Raw genomic sequence first — 14,612 nt, forward strand, 5'->3', positions numbered from 1 at the left:
TCAACGGGAATTCCCATGAGCATTGAAATCCGCAACGTCAACAAGCACTTCGGCACGTTCCAGGCCCTGCGCGATGTCAACCTCGACATCGCCTCGGGCGAACTGCTCGCGCTGCTGGGCCCCTCGGGCTGCGGCAAGACCACGCTGCTGCGCATCATCGCGGGGCTGGAAACGCCCGACAGCGGCAGCATCCACTTCAGCGGCGAAGACACCACCGATGTGCACGTGCGCGAGCGCAACGTGGGCTTCGTGTTCCAGCACTACGCGCTGTTTCGCCACATGAGCGTGTTCGAGAACGTGGCCTTTGGTCTGCGCGTGAAACCGCGCGACCAGCGCCCCAGCGATGCGCAGATCAAGCAGAAGGTGACCGACCTGCTCAAGCTGGTGCAGCTCGACTGGCTGGGTGACCGCTACCCCTCGCAACTCTCTGGCGGCCAGCGCCAGCGCATCGCGCTCGCGCGCGCCCTCGCGGTCGAACCGCAGGTGCTGCTGCTCGACGAACCGTTTGGCGCATTGGACGCCAAGGTGCGCAAGGAGCTGCGCCGCTGGCTGCGCCGGCTGCACGACGAGCTGCACGTGACCAGCATCTTCGTCACCCACGACCAGGAGGAAGCGCTGGAAGTGGCCGACCGCGTGGTGCTGATGAACAAGGGCGTGGTGGAGCAGAGCGGTTCACCGCAGGACGTGTGGGACCACCCGGCCAGCCCCTTTGTCTACGGTTTCCTGGGCGACGTGAACCTGTTCCACGGTCGCGCACACGAAGGCCTGCTGCACCTGGACGGCGTGGCCATTCACACGCCCGAACACGCCGACGCGCAGAACGCGCAGGCCTTTGCCTACGTGCGCCCGCACGATCTGGATGTGCAACGTTACACGCCGGGTGCCAGCGGCATCGTGGCCACGCTCAGCAGGGCCATCGTGGTCGGCCCGATCGCGCGGCTGGAGCTGTTGCCGGTGGAGAACAACCAGCCCGCCGGCCACGACCCGCTGATCGAGGCGCAGATCCCCGCGCAGCAGTTCCGCGAGCTGGGCTTCAAGGAAGGCGAGACGCTGGTGGTGTCGCCGCGCAAGGCGCGGGTGTTCCTGCAGCCGGCCTGATCGCTACCGATCAGCGTTTCTGCGTCAGCAAGGTGCAGCCGCTTGAGGCGGCACTGGCGCGCTCACGCCATGGTCACCGCGACGAAGGCCAGCATGAAGATCAGCAAGGCCGCCATGCCGGGCAGGATGAGCGGCATGTAGTGGATGACTCCCTCAAGGATGTCTTCCGCCTGCTCTTCGGCGTACGCGCGCAACTCCGGGTCTGAATATTCCAGCGGGTGGTTGGACATCGCCTGGTCTGGGGGTGGGTGGATGTGTTGCATGGCAATCTCCTTGAAAAGGTTCACCGGCCATGCGGCTGTCGCTGCCTGTTTGAGCCAACGGCAATGCCGCAATCGCAGCCTGATCCGAGCGCGGGCCCGCGTCAACCGCGTCGGCGTTGTGGCCTTTTTCTTTTCAGATGGCGCAGCGGTCCAGCCAGCCCCAGCCAGATCCAGCCGCTGGCCAGCGCGGGGGCCTTGTGTATCAGACCCGTTGCGCGCTCAGGCAGAATATCCAGCGCGGCTGCGCGTTTGCATCCGCATTGATGCTGGGCCGCACGATGAACATGGATGACGCTATCTCCGAAGAGGAACTGGCCGCCCTCGAAGTGACGCTGCCCACCGCGCTGGAGCTTTGTCGGCTGGGACTGGCCTCGATGATCGACATTCGTCAGACCTTCGAGATCGAGATGAAAGGCGCCATCCCGGACAGCGTGCACATTCCGTTGTTCGAGGTCAAGCGCATGCTCGGCCACACCTTGACCGAGGACGAGCAGGACATTCTGGACGCGGGCAAGCCGAAAGACATGGATGCCATGTCCTTCTTTTCAATGATCAATCAGTTGCACCACGCGCGCGATCACTTGCTGCTGTGTGTCTGCAACAGCGGGCGGAGAAGCCTCGCCGCGGCATCGCTGCTTCGCTCACTGGGCTATCCGAAGGCCTTGTCGGTGGCCGGTGGCTTCCAGGCTTGGAAAAAGCTGAATGATGTGGCGCTGAAAACGGCACCGCCATCCTCTGCAAGCTGAGTGGCGGAGCCGCCGGGATACGCCCCTCAAAATCCCACCGCCTGCCCGTCGCGCCGCGGGTCGCTCGCCGCCACGTAGCCCTCGCTCGCCGGGTCGCCGAGGCGCCAGATGAACTGCCCCGCGCCGAAGTCCTGGTAGGGGTCGTCGATCAGGCGGGTCTGGTGGCCCAGGTCTTTCAGGCCCTGCACCGTGGCCGGGTCCATGGCGGATTCGACGTTGATGTGCAGCCCGGCGTCGAAGCGCCAGCGCGGCGCATCGCACGCTGACTGGAGGCTCTGGCCGTGGTCGAGCAAACGCACGAGGGTCTGCACATGGCCCTGCGGCTGCATGTTGGCGCCCATGACGCCGTAGCTCATCACCGGTTGCCCGTCTTTCGTGAGGAAGGCGGGAATGATGGTGTGGAAGGGACGCTTGCCCGGCGCCACCAGGTTGGCGCTGTTGCGGCCTGGTCCGGTGCCGAGGTTGAAGCCGTGACCGCGGTTCTGCAGGCTGATGCCATACAACGGCTCCACCGCGCCCGAGCCGAAGCCCATGTAGTTGCTCTGGATGAAGCTGACCATCATGCCGCGCTCGTCGGCGGCGGTGAGGTAGACCGTGCCGCCCTGGGCGGGGTTGCCGGCGCCGAAGTCCTGCGCGCGCTGCGGGTCGATCAGCCTGGCGCGTTCGCGCAGGTAGGCGGGGTCGAGCATCTGTTCGCTGCTCACGTCCATCGCGCCGGGTTCGGCCACGTAGCGGTAGACGTCGGCGAAGGCGAGCTTCATGGCCTCGATCTGCAGGTGTTGCGCGGCCACGCTGTCGACCTTCGTCGCCGCGAGGTCGAAGTTCGAGAGGATGCCCAGCGCGATCAGCGCGGCGATGCCCTGGCCATTCGGCGGGATCTCGTGCAGCGTGTGGCCGCGGTAGTCCTGGCCGATGGGCCTGACCCATTCGGGGTGGAAGGCCGCCAGGTCGGCCTCGGTGAGCGCGCCGCCGTGCTGTGCCGCAAAGCGCGCCAGCGCCTGCGCGATGGGGCCGCGGTAGAAGGCCTCGCCTCTGGATTCGGCGATGGCGCGCAGGCCGCGCGCGGCGGCCGGAAACTTGAACAGTTCACCCACCTGCGGCGCGCGGCCCCAGGGCAAAAAGTGCTCGGCAAAGCCGGGCTGGCTTTGCAGCTCGGGCGTGGCCGCGGCCCATTTCTGCCGCACCACCACCGGCACCGCATAGCCTCGCTCGGCCAGTTCGATCGCCGGTTGCATCAGGTCGGCGAACGGCAGTTTTCCGAAGCGTTCGCTCAAGGCCGCCCAGCCGGCCACGGCACCCGGCACGGTGGCCGAATCGATCCCGCGCTTCGGGGGCGTGAGTGCGTCGCTGCCGTGCTTGCGGTGGAAGTAGCCCGGCGTCCAGGCCGTCGGCGCGGTGCCGGAGGCGTTGAGGCCGTGCAGTTGCTGCCCGTCCCAGAGGATGCAGAACGCGTCCGACCCCAGCCCGTTGCTCACCGGCTCGGTGATGGTGAGCGCGGCCGCCGCGGCGATGGCCGCGTCCACCGCGTTGCCGCCTTGCAGCAGCATGCGCAACCCGGCCTGCGCGGCCAACGGGTGCGAGGTGCTGACGATGTTGCGCGCGAACAGCGGCAGGCGGGTGCTGGGGTAGCCGTGGGTGTTCTGCAGGTTCATGGGCTTGGGTCGATGCGGGGCAGCTCCCACGCGCGGGTGCCACCGAAGTGTGGAAGCGGTGCGCCGGCCCAATGGACGCTGGCGCAGGGTTCTTGGCGCGGAGCGTTCAAGCGTTGACCCTGGGGTGTGTTTCAGGCGTAGTCGTATTCGCCGCCTTTTTCCAGCGCGTGCTGGTAAGCGGGGCGGGCATGGATCTTCTTGAGCCAGGCCATGGTGGCCGGCCGCGAGGAGCCCAGGCCGGCCCGTGACACGGCCGCCTCAAGGGGGAAGCTCATCATGATGTCGGCCGCGCTGATGGCTTTGCCCGCAAACCAGGGCCGCGAGGCCAGTTCCTGTTCGATGTAGTCCAGGTGCACGTCCACCATGGGCTGGATGCGCTTGAGCGCGATCTTGCCCATCAGCGGCACCTTGCCCATGGCCAGCATCAGCAGCAGCATGGGCATGACCGAACCTTCGGCGTAGTGCAGGAACTGGCGGTAGCGGCGCAGGCCTTCACCGCTGTCGCCGGGGCCGAGGCGGCCGGTCTTCTCGACCAGGTACTCGCAGATCGCGCCGGTTTCTACCAGCTTGATCCGACCGTCTTCCAGCACCGGCGACTTGCCCAGCGGGTGCACCTGCCTGAGCTCGGGTGGTGCGAGCATGGTGCGAGGGTCGCGCTGGTAGGCGCGGATTTCGTAGGGCAGTTCCAGCTCTTCGAGCATCCAGAGCAGGCGCTGCGAGCGGGAATTGTTCAGGTGGTGGACGATGAGGCTCATGGCGGGGCGTTGACGATGGGGAACACACATTGTGGAGCTATCGCTCAGACCCCGCTGCGCAGCAGCATGGCCGGGTTCAGCCGCATCTGCCGCAGCAGGTAGCGCGCGCCCAGACCGAGGCTGACAACGCTCACGCCCAGCGCCGTGAGCGCGCCGGCCCAGTAGAGGCCGGCCGGGTCCAGGTCCAGGCGCCAGCGCAGCAGGCCGGTGGCGAGCGCGCTGCCGGCGAGCAGGGCAAAGGCGGCGGTGACCCCGGCGAGCACCGCGAATTCCCACACCAGCACGCGCCGCAGGCTGGAGAGCCGCGCGCCCAGCGCGTGCATCACCGTGGCGTCGAACACCTGGCGGCTGCGGCTGGCCGCGACCACGCTGGCGAGCACCAGCAGGCTGGCCGCCAGGCAGACCCCGGCCACCACCGCCAGCCCGGTGCTGGCGCGGCCCATGAGCGCGCGGGTTTCGCGCAGCAGGGATTCGGTGCGCACGCTGACGATGTTGGGCGCCACCGCGGCCAGCCGGTCCTGCGCGGCCAGGGCTTCGCCGGCCGGCAGCCAGGCCGCACCCACGTGGCGCGTGATGAAGGGGTCGAGCACGCCGTCGCTGAAGATGGCTTCGAGCCACAGGCGCGACTGCATGCGCCGCTGGCTGTAGATGGCCACCAGCCGGGCTTCCACCGGTGTGCCCATGATGTCGAAACGCAGCCGGTCGCCGACCTTCAGGCCCAGCTGGTCGGCCTCGCGGTCTTCCATCGCCACCAGCGGTTCGCCGCTGTGGCCCTCGGGCCACCAGGCACCGCGCTGGATCACCACGTCGTCGATGTTGCCGCTGCGGTTGCTGAGTTTCTGTTCGTCGCGCGCTTCGCGCACGCGTTCGCCGTCGCCGCTCTCGCGCAGCGCCTCACCGTTCACCGCCGCCAGCCGGCCCAGCACCAGCGGCGCGGTCAGCACGCGCTGCAGACCGGGCGCGGCCTGCAGCGTCGCGCGCAGGGCGCCGATCTGTTCGGTCTGCACGTCGTAGAACACCAGCGCCGGCGCGTTGGCCGGCACGGTGTCGTTCACGGTGCGCAGCAGCGTCGCCACCACCAGGGTGCAGGCCACCAGCAGGGTGAGCGCCGAGCCGAGCGAGAGCAGGGCGGCGCGCAGCGGCGAGGCCGGTTGCTGCAGGCCGGCCAGCGTGAGCTGCAGTTCCAGCGGCAGCCGGCCCGCCTGCAGCCGCGCGGCCCAGCGCTTGAGCCCGCGCGTGATGGCTTCCAGCAGCACCAGCAGCGCGCCCGTGGCGAGCACGAAGGCGAGCCCGAAGCGCGGATCGGGCAGGCTGAGCACCAGCGCCGCCAACAGCAGCAGCGCCACGCCGGCGGTGAGCCACCAGGTGCGGCGTGGTGTCTGCAGCGCGATGCCGCTGACGCCGCGGAACAGCGCCGCCGGCGTGACCGACAACGCCCGGCCCAGCGCCGGCAGCGCAAAGGCCACCGCCGTCAGCACACCAAAGCCCAGCGCCACCAGCGAGGGCATCCACAGCCCGGCCAGCAGCACCGACATCGGCAGGCGATCGGCCGTGGCGTAGGCGCCGGCCAGCGCCAGCGCGTTGCCCAGCAACACGCCCGCGCCGCTCGCCAGCAGCGCCAGCATCACGATCTGCAGCAGCACCATCGCCGCCAGCCGGCCGTCGCGCAGGCCCAGCGCGCGCAGCGTGGCCAGCGCCGTGAGCTTGCCCTGCAGGTAGGCCTGCACGCTGTTGAACACGCCCAGGCCACCGATGAACAACGCCGAGAACCCGATCAGCAGCAGGCCCGAGCCGATCTGCCCCAGCACCTCGGTCATGCGCGCGCTGCGCTCGTCGAAGGTCTGCACCTCGGCGTCCAGCGCCGGGAAGGCGGCCATGAAACGGTCGCGCCACAACGCCGGGGGTTCGTCGGTGCGCACGCGGTAGTGGTACTCGACGCGGCTGAGCGGCTGCACCAGGCCGGTGGCCCTGAGTGCGCCGTCGGCCACCAGCACCGGGGCGCCGCCCCAGTCAGCGCGCAGGCTGCGGTCGGGCTGGCGCGTGATGAGGGCGCGCACTTCGAGGTTGAGGTCGCCGATGTGAATGCGGTCGCCGGGCGCCAGGCCCAGGCGCTGCGCGAGTGCGCCGTCGATCGCGGCGCCCCAGTCGGGGCCGCGCAGCGCATCCGCCAGCGTGCCGGCGGGTGAGAGCGTCACCGTGCCGTAGAGCGGGTAAGCGCTGTCGGTGCTCTGCAGTTCGATCAGCTGCGAACGGCCGTCGGCCATGCGCAGCATGGTGCGCAGTTCCACCAGCCGCGAGACCGTGGCACCCTGCTGCATCCAGGCCAGCGCGTCGGCGGGCAGCGGTTGCGTGTGTTGCACTTCCACGTCGCCACCGAAGAGCAGGCGCGCGTCGTTGCGCAGCGCGTCGGCCACCTGGCGGTACAGCCCACCGCCCGCGGCCACCAGCGACACACCGAGCACCAGGCAGGCGACAAAGATCCACAGGCTGCGTCCGCTGGCGCGCAGGTCGCGCCAGGCGAGTTCAAGCAGGAAGCGCATGGACATCGCGGGCCTCCCCGGTGGCCGGTGCCGGCGTTTCGTGCAGCTTCCCGTCGTGCAGGCGCAGCACGCGGTCGCAGCGGGCGGCGAACTCCAGGTCGTGCGTGACGAGCACCAGCGTCGTGCCGAGGTCGTGGTTCAGTTCGAACAGCAGCTCGCGCACCGACTCGGCGGTCTGGTCGTCCAGGTTGCCGGTGGGTTCGTCGGCCAGCAGCAGGCTCGGGCGGTGCACCAGTGCGCGCGCAATCGCCACGCGTTGTTGCTCGCCGCCCGAGAGCTGGCTCGGGTAGTGCGTCAGCCGGTCGGCCAGGCCCACGCGGGCGAGCATGGCGCGGGCCGCGTCGCGCGCATCGCGCCGCCCGGCCATCTGCAGCGGCAAGGCCACGTTGTCGAGCGCGCTCAGGCTGGCGAGCAGGTGGAAACTCTGGAACACGATGCCGATGCGGTCGCGCCGCAGATCGGCCAGGCCGTCGGCGTCCAGCGTGGCGAGGTCCACCCCGTCGATCACCACCCGCCCGCCGCTCGGCCGCTCCAGCCCGGAGAAGAGCAACAGCAGCGAGGTCTTGCCAGAACCCGAAGGCCCGGCGATCGCCACCCGCGTGCCGGCCTCGATGCGGAGATTGACCCCGCGCAGCACGTCGACCCGCGTGTGCGCCAGGGGGTAGGACATGCTGAGGTCGTGGGTTTCGATGAGGGGGGGCGGTGTGGGCATGGGCGGTGTGAGCGTGGGGTGCGGGTTAGGTTCCCAGGCTCAGTCTCGCAGCCGCCCGGGTGAGAGCATCGCCGCGGTCAAGCCACAGGCGCTGATGTGCGCCGGCAGTGGCCACCCGCGCGCCAGCGCCGCGCAGGCTTCGCCCATCGCCGCACTGGTCTGGATGCCGTAGCCGCCTTGCGCCGCGCACCAGAAGAAGCCGGGCGCGCTCGCATCGAAGCCACCCACCAGCTCGCCATCGGCCACGAAGGAGCGCAGGCCGGCCCAGGTGTGCGTGGGGCGCGGCGTGAGCGTGGTCCAGGTCTCGATGGCGTGCAGGCCGAGCGCGATGTCCAGCTCTTCGGGCTGCACGTCCTGCGGCACGGTCGGGTCGGCGTTGACGGGCGAGGCGAGAAGGGCGCCCGCGTCGGGCTTCATGTAGAAGCTCTCGTCGGCGGCGAGCAGCAGCGGCCAGTGCGCCGTGTCCACGCCAGCCGGGGGCGCGAAGGTGAAGGCCGTGCGGCGTTTGGGCACCAGGCCGATGGGCGCCACACCGGCCAGACCGGCGATGGCGTCGCACCACGCGCCGGCGGCGTTGATCAGCACCGGCGCTGTGTATTCGGCACCGGCTGCGGTGCGCACGCGCCAGAGATCGCCTGCTCGATCAATGAACACCACTTCCGCATCCGTCACCAACTCGCCACCCGCGCGCCGGAAGCCGCGCAGGTAACCCTGGTGGATGGCGTGCACGTCCATGTCGAAGCTGTCGGGTTCCAGGATGGCGGCGCTGACCTTCTCGGGGCGCAGCGCGGGCACCATCGCCAGCGCTTCGTCGGCGCCCAGCCAGCGGCCCCGGGGGCTGATGGCCTTGAGCACGTCCCAGGCCTCTTGCAGATGGGGCAGCTCGGCCTCGCCGGCCACCGTGAGCAGACCGCGCGGCGTGAGCAGCGGCGCGCTAGCAAAGCCATCGGGCGGGTGCTGGAAGAAAGGTTCGCTCGCCCGCGAGAGCGCGCGCACCTGGGGCGGCCCGTAGCTGGCGATGAACTGTGCCGCCGAACGCCCGGTGCTGTGGTAGCCCGGCTGGCTCTCGCGTTCCAGCATGGCGCAGCGGCCGTGCGGTGCGAGGAAGTGGCCGGTGGAGGCGCCCGCGATGCCGGCGCCGAGGATGATGAAGTCGTGCGTTGGGGTGCTCATGCCCGGCATGTTACGGCGCGCCGGATTGGCCTGGTGCTGGTGTGGACCCACTGCGCAGGCGGTCGGGCGAAGTGCTTGGGGTGTTCGTTGTCATGGGCGGGTGGGTGGTCTGGATGAACCACCGAGAGGACCCTGCCGAGCAGCGCCCGTCGTTGGCTACACTGGCCTCTCCGGCGCCGGGAGAAACCGCTCCAGGTCACCTTGAATCCTGCAACGCCTTCGTCAACCATCACCGGCATGCACGATCCGTTCAACCTCCAGCGTTTCATCGATGCCCAGTCCGGCGTCCATGAAACCGCGCTCGCCGAGCTGAACCAGGGTCGCAAGCAGACCCACTGGATCTGGTTCGTGTTGCCCCAGCTCCGCGGTCTGGGGAACAGCCACCACGCCCAGTTCTACGGCATCAGCGGCAAGGCCGAAGCGGCGGCCTATCTGGCCCATCCGATGCTGGGCCCACGGCTGATCGAATGCATCCGCGCGATCAGCCACCACGTTGGCCAGAGCGCCGAGTCCATCCTCGGCCCCATTGACGCTCTCAAGTTCCGCAGCTGCCTGACGCTGTTCGAGGCGGTCTCACCGGAAACACCCGAGTTCTCCGCCGCATTGCGGCAGTTCTTCAGTGGTACCCGCTGCCCGAAGACGCTGGGGTTGCTGGCTGATGGGTAGAAGGAGTCGGTGAGCAGGTCCGCGGGTTGATCGGATGAAAACAAAAAAGGGGCGACGGTCACCCGTCGCCCCTTTGTTTTTCTGAACCGCTCAGCCGAAATCAGGCGAAGAAGCTCTTCGCCTTTTCAAACCAGCCCTTGTCGTTCGGGCTGTGCTTGTGGCCGCCCTTCTTGAACGACTCGTCGAGTTCCTTGAGCAGCTTGCGCTGGTGCTCGGTCAGCTTGACCGGCGTCTCGACCGCCACGTGGCAGTACAGGTCGCCGGGGTAGCTGCTGCGCACGCCCTTGACGCCCTTGCCGCGCAGGCGGAAGGTCTTGCCGCTCTGTGTACCTTCGGGCAGGTCGATGGTGGCCTTGCCTTGCAGCGTGGGCACGTCGATCTCGCCGCCGAGGGAGGCGGTGGTCATGGGGACGGGCACCTGGCAGTGCAGGTCGTCGCCCTCGCGCTCGAAGATGTCGTGCTTGCGCAGGCGGATCTCGATGTAGAGGTCACCCGACGGGCCGCCGTTCTGGCCCGGCTCGCCGTTGCCGCTGCTGCGGATGCGCTGGCCGTCGTCGATGCCGGCGGGGATCTTGATCTCCAGCGTCTTCTGCTTCTTGATCTTGCCCTGGCCGTGGCAGCTGGTGCAGGGCTCGGGAATGATCTTGCCGCTGCCGTGGCAGTGCGGGCAGGTCTGCTGCACGCTGAAGAAGCCCTGGCGCATCTGCACGACACCCTGGCCGTGGCAGGTGGTGCAGGTCTTGACGCTGGTGCCGGGCTTGGCGCCGGTGCCCTTGCAGCTTTCGCAGTCGTCCCACGAAGGGATCTTGATCTGGGCCTCCTTGCCGGTGGCGGCCTCTTCGAGGCTGATTTCCATGGCGTAGGACAGGTCCGAACCGCGGTAGACCTGGCGGCCGTTGCGCTGGCCGCGGGCACCGCCAAAAATGTCACCAAAGATGTCGCCGAACGCGCCCGAGAAGCCGTCGAAGCCCTCGGCGCCCGGGCCGCCGCGCATGTTGGGGTCCACGCCGGCGTGGCCGTGCTGGTCGTAGGCCGCCTTCTTTTGCGGGTCCGACAGCATTTCGTAGGCCTCTTTGGCCTCCTTGAACCGTTCTTCGGCCGCCTTGGCCGCATCACCCTGGTTGCGGTCCGGGTGGTGCTTCATCGCCAGCTTGCGATACGCCTTCTTGATTTCGTCGTCCGAGGCGTTCTTGGGCACGCCCAGCACTTCGTAAAAATCGCGTTTAGCCATGGTCTATTGCAGATCTGTTTGAACACAAACGCCGCGTCGGGTTGCCCGGACGCGGCGGCGGCTTGAAAGCCATCGAAATGGCGATCAGCCCTTCTTCACTTCTTTCACTTCGGCGTCAACGATGTCGTCGTCGGCCGCGGCCTTGCTGGCGCTCTCCTGGCTGGCGCCTTCGCTGGCGCCCGCTGCGGCGGCCTCGGCCTGCGATGCGGCGTAGACCTTTTCGCCCAGCTTCTGGCTGGCGCTCATGAGCGTTTCGGTCTTGGACTCGATGGCTTCCTTGTCTTCGCCCTTGAGCGCTTCTTCCACGTCCTTGATCGCGGCTTCGATGGCGTCTTTTTCGCCGCTGTCGAGCTTGTCACCGTGTTCGCCCAGCGACTTCTTCACGCTGTGCACCATGGCTTCGCCCTGGTTGCGGGCCTGCACGAGTTCGACCTTTTTCTTGTCGTCGGCGGCGTTGAGCTCGGCGTCTTTCACCATCTGCTGGATCTCGGCTTCGGACAGGCCCGAGTTCGCCTTGATGGTGATCTTGTTTTCCTTGCCGGTGCCCTTGTCCTTGGCGCCCACGTGCAGGATGCCGTTGGCGTCGATGTCAAACGACACTTCGATCTGCGGCATGCCGCGCGGCGAGGCCGGAATGCCTTCGAGGTTGAACTCGCCCAGCGCCTTGTTGCCGGAAGCGATCTCGCGCTCGCCCTGGTACACCTTGATGGTCACGGCCGGCTGGTTGTCTTCGGCGGTGGAGAACACCTGGCTGAACTTGGTCGGGATCGTGGTGTTCTTCTGGATCATCTTGGTCATGACGCCGCCCATGGTCTCGATGCCCAGGGAGAGCGGGGTCACGTCCAGCAGCAGCACGTCCTTGCGGTCACCCGAGAGCACCTGGCCCTGGATGGCAGCACCCACGGCCACGGCTTCGTCGGGGTTCACGTCCTTGCGCGGCTCCTTGCCGAAAAACTCTTTCACCTTTTCCTGCACCTTGGGCATGCGGGTCATGCCGCCGACCAGGATCACGTCGTGGATGTCACCCACGCTGATGCCGGCGTCCTTGATCGCCATGCGGCAAGGGGCGATGGTGCGCTCGACCAGCTCTTCCACCAGGGCTTCGAGCTTGGCGCGCGTGAGCTTGATGTTGAGGTGCTTCGGGCCCGATGCGTCGGCCGTGATGTAGGGCAGGTTCAGGTCGGTCGCGGCCGAGCTGGACAGTTCGATCTTGGCTTTTTCAGCGGCTTCCTTCAGGCGCTGCAGGGCCAGCACGTCTTTGGTCAGGTCAACGCCCTGTTCTTTCTTGAACTCGGTGACGATGTAATCGATGATGCGCTGGTCGAAGTCTTCGCCGCCCAGGAAGGTGTCGCCGTTGGTGGACAGCACTTCGAACTGCTTCTCGCCATCGACGTCGGCGATTTCGATGATGGACACGTCAAACGTGCCGCCACCCAGGTCGTACACAGCGATCTTGCGGTCGCCCTTTTCCTGCTTGTCGAGGCCGAAGGCCAGGGCCGCGGCGGTGGGCTCGTTGATGATGCGCTTGACGTCGAGGCCGGCGATGCGGCCGGCGTCCTTGGTGGCCTGGCGCTGGGCGTCGTTGAAGTAGGCCGGCACCGTGATCACGGCTTCGGTCACGGGCTCACCCAGGTAGTCCTCGGCGGTCTTCTTCATCTTGCGCAGGATGTCGGCGCTGACCTGCTGGGCCGAGATCTGCTTGCCGCGCACTTCCACCCAGGCGTCGCCGTTGTCGGCGGCCACGATGGAGTAGGGCATGAGGTCGATGTCCTTCTGGACTTCTTTCTCGGTGAACTTGCGGCCGATCAGACGCTTGATCGCGTAGAGCGTGTTCTTGGGGTTGGTCACGGCCTGGCGCTTGGCGGACGCGCCGACCAGCACCTCACCGTCTTCCTGGTAGGCCACGATCGACGGCGTGGTGCGCGCACCTTCCGAGTTCTCGATCACCTTGGTGGTGTTGCCTTCCATGATGGACACGCACGAGTTGGTGGTGCCCAGGTCGATGCCGATGATTTTTCCCATTTGTGTGCTCCGGTTCTAAAAAGTGAATGTTGAAAAGGGTGTGGATGCGGTGTGCATCCCTTGTGGAAGATGTGTGGATAACTCAGCCGTTTTTCAAGGGCTGGGCCGCACAAATGCCGTTATTTGGGTGCGGCCACGGTGACCAGGGCCGGGCGCAGCACGCGGTCGGCGATCAGGTAGCCCTTTTGGAGCACGGCGACCACGGTGTTGGCCTCCTGCTCGGCGGGCACCATGCTGATGGCCTGGTGCTGGTGCGGGTCGAACTTGCTGCCGCCGGCGGGCGCGATCTGCACCACCTTGTGCCGCTCCAGCGCGCTCTGGAGCTGTTTGAGCGTGGCTTCTGAGCCTTCGCGCAGCTGTTCGCGGGTGGCTTCCTGGATGGCCAGGCCGGCTTCCAGGCTGTCGGCCACGGCCAGTAGGCTCTCGGCAAAACTTTCCACCGCGAACTTGCGGGCCTTGCTGATGTCGTCCTCGGCCCGGCGGCGCGCGTTTTCGGCCTCGGCCTTGGCGCGCAGGAACTGGTCGGCCAGGTCAGCGTTCTTGGCCTTGAGTTCGGTGACTTCGTTGGTCAGGGCGGCCAGCGCATCGGCTTCGGCCACGGCCGCCGCGGCGAGGGCTTCTTCCGCGTTGAGGGGGGAGGTGTGCTCGGGGGCGGTGGCGGGGTTCGGTGGTTGGATCATGTCGATGAAGAATGGTCGTGAAATCGATGGCAAAGCTGGCCGTGCGCGGTAATTCGGGGCGGTCTGGCCGGATTCAAGGGGGCTGGCGGCAAAAGGGCCCGATGCGGGTGAGAATCGACGTTTTTTCACGGAGACAAGCCCATGAAACTTTTTCGCCACGGCCCGCAGGGCACGGAACATCCCGGTCTGATCGATGCCAGCGGTGCGCTGCGCGACCTCTCGGGCGTGGTGCCGGACATTGGCCCGGCCACCCTGGGGTGTGATTCTATGTCCCGGCTCGCCGCACTGGACCCGGCGTCGCTGCCCCTGCTGCCCGCCGACACCCGCCTGGGTGCCTGCGTGGGCGCCGTGGGCAACGTGGTGTGCATCGGCCTGAACTACGCCGACCACGCCGCCGAATCCGGCCTGAAGGTGCCCGGTCAGCCCATCGTGTTCAACAAGCACAACGGCGCCATCAGCGGCCCGAACGACAGTGTGTGGCTCGCGCCCGGCTCGCAGAAGCTGGACTGGGAGGTGGAGCTGGGCATCGTGATCGGCGAGCGCGCCTTCCATGTGAGCGAAGTGGATGCGCTGAAACATGTGGCCGGGTTCTGCCTGGTGAACGACGTGTCGGAACGGGCCTACCAGACCGAATACGAGGGCCAGTGGACCAAGGGCAAGAGCTACCCGACCCACTGCCCCATCGGTCCCTGGCTGGTGACACCCGACGAACTGGGTGACGAGCAGGATGTGGACCTGTGGCTGGACGTGAACGGCGTGCGCCGCCAGACCGGCAATACGCGCACCATGATCTTCGGCGTGAAGACCATCGTGAGCTACCTGAGCCGCTTCATGGCGCTGATGCCCGGTGACGTGATCCCGACCGGCACGCCGCCCGGGGTGGGCATGGGCCAGAAGCCGCCGGTTTACCTGAAGGCGGGTGACGTGATCACGCTGGGCGGGCGCGGGCTGGGCGAGCAGCGCCAGGTGGTCAGGGACGCCCCCCTGAGCCGCTGACGCGACTTCCCCCCGAGGGGGACCACACCAGTGGCCCGGCCGGTTCCCCGGTGTGTGCTGGAAGGGTGCCCCTTCTCC

General features: G+C 67.7%; 13 protein-coding genes. 4 read left to right on the top strand and 9 right to left on the bottom strand.

Annotated elements, in window-relative coordinates; all coding sequences use genetic code 11:
• Positions 1-15 precede the first annotated feature (15 nt).
• A complete protein-coding gene (locus AC0GNO_RS05645; protein WP_472903267.1) occupies positions 16-1,098 on the top strand; it encodes a sulfate/molybdate ABC transporter ATP-binding protein in 1,083 nt (360 codons plus the stop codon).
• A 62-nt stretch (positions 1,099-1,160) separates the two neighbouring features.
• Here AC0GNO_RS05645 and AC0GNO_RS05650 read toward each other — a convergent pair whose 3' ends face one another.
• Positions 1,161-1,361 carry a hypothetical protein gene (locus tag AC0GNO_RS05650; RefSeq protein ID WP_226462773.1) on the bottom strand — a complete coding sequence of 67 codons (201 nt, stop codon included), beginning with the start codon at positions 1,359-1,361 and terminating at the stop codon, positions 1,161-1,163.
• 278 nt (positions 1,362-1,639) lie between these two features.
• Between AC0GNO_RS05650 and AC0GNO_RS05655 the strand changes: the two genes are divergently transcribed.
• Complete coding sequence (locus AC0GNO_RS05655) at positions 1,640-2,107, top strand: rhodanese-like domain-containing protein (RefSeq protein ID WP_472903268.1); 468 nt, start codon at positions 1,640-1,642, stop codon at positions 2,105-2,107.
• A 26-nt stretch (positions 2,108-2,133) separates the two neighbouring features.
• On the opposite strand, the gene AC0GNO_RS05660 is transcribed toward AC0GNO_RS05655, so the two are convergent.
• The 5 genes from AC0GNO_RS05660 to AC0GNO_RS05680 all read right to left on the bottom strand — a co-directional run bounded on the left by AC0GNO_RS05660 (position 2,134) and on the right by AC0GNO_RS05680 (position 8,939).
• Positions 2,134-3,759, bottom strand: a complete 1,626-nt coding sequence (locus AC0GNO_RS05660; protein ID WP_472903269.1) for a gamma-glutamyltransferase family protein — start codon at positions 3,757-3,759, stop codon at positions 2,134-2,136.
• A gap of 131 nt (positions 3,760-3,890) precedes the next feature.
• Positions 3,891-4,514 (bottom strand): glutathione S-transferase family protein, encoded by a 624-nt coding sequence (locus AC0GNO_RS05665; RefSeq protein WP_472903270.1) that lies wholly within the window; start codon positions 4,512-4,514, stop codon positions 3,891-3,893.
• 44 nt (positions 4,515-4,558) lie between these two features.
• Complete coding sequence (locus AC0GNO_RS05670) at positions 4,559-7,060, bottom strand: ABC transporter permease (RefSeq protein WP_472903271.1); 2,502 nt, start codon at positions 7,058-7,060, stop codon at positions 4,559-4,561.
• Entirely contained in the window at positions 7,038-7,766 is a 729-nt protein-coding gene (locus tag AC0GNO_RS05675; protein ID WP_472903272.1) for an ABC transporter ATP-binding protein, read from the bottom strand. The genes AC0GNO_RS05670 and AC0GNO_RS05675 overlap by 23 nt, the downstream gene beginning before the upstream one ends.
• 39 nt (positions 7,767-7,805) lie before the next feature.
• Positions 7,806-8,939, bottom strand: a complete 1,134-nt coding sequence (locus tag AC0GNO_RS05680; RefSeq protein ID WP_472903273.1) for an NAD(P)/FAD-dependent oxidoreductase — start codon at positions 8,937-8,939, stop codon at positions 7,806-7,808.
• Positions 8,940-9,176: 237 nt separating this feature from the next.
• Between AC0GNO_RS05680 and AC0GNO_RS05685 the strand changes: the two genes are divergently transcribed.
• Positions 9,177-9,605: a DUF1810 domain-containing protein gene (locus tag AC0GNO_RS05685; protein ID WP_472903274.1), complete on the top strand. Its 429-nt coding sequence runs from the start codon at positions 9,177-9,179 to the stop codon at positions 9,603-9,605.
• 100 nt (positions 9,606-9,705) lie between these two features.
• On the opposite strand, the gene dnaJ is transcribed toward AC0GNO_RS05685, so the two are convergent.
• From dnaJ to grpE, 3 genes are all read right to left on the bottom strand, one after another.
• Positions 9,706-10,836 (bottom strand): molecular chaperone DnaJ, encoded by a 1,131-nt coding sequence (gene dnaJ, locus AC0GNO_RS05690; protein WP_472889665.1) that lies wholly within the window; start codon positions 10,834-10,836, stop codon positions 9,706-9,708.
• Between the two features lie 84 nt (positions 10,837-10,920).
• Positions 10,921-12,858, bottom strand: coding sequence for a molecular chaperone DnaK (gene dnaK / locus AC0GNO_RS05695; protein ID WP_472889666.1), 1,938 nt, complete (start codon positions 12,856-12,858; stop codon positions 10,921-10,923).
• 119 nt (positions 12,859-12,977) lie between these two features.
• Positions 12,978-13,538 carry a nucleotide exchange factor GrpE gene (grpE, locus tag AC0GNO_RS05700; protein WP_472889667.1) on the bottom strand — a complete coding sequence of 187 codons (561 nt, stop codon included), beginning with the start codon at positions 13,536-13,538 and terminating at the stop codon, positions 12,978-12,980.
• Positions 13,539-13,679: 141 nt separating this feature from the next.
• Between grpE and AC0GNO_RS05705 the strand changes: the two genes are divergently transcribed.
• Complete coding sequence (locus AC0GNO_RS05705; RefSeq protein ID WP_472903275.1) at positions 13,680-14,534, top strand: fumarylacetoacetate hydrolase family protein; 855 nt, start codon at positions 13,680-13,682, stop codon at positions 14,532-14,534.
• Positions 14,535-14,612: the final 78 nt, after the last annotated feature.

Source organism: Hydrogenophaga sp. L310 (assembly GCF_055703065.1).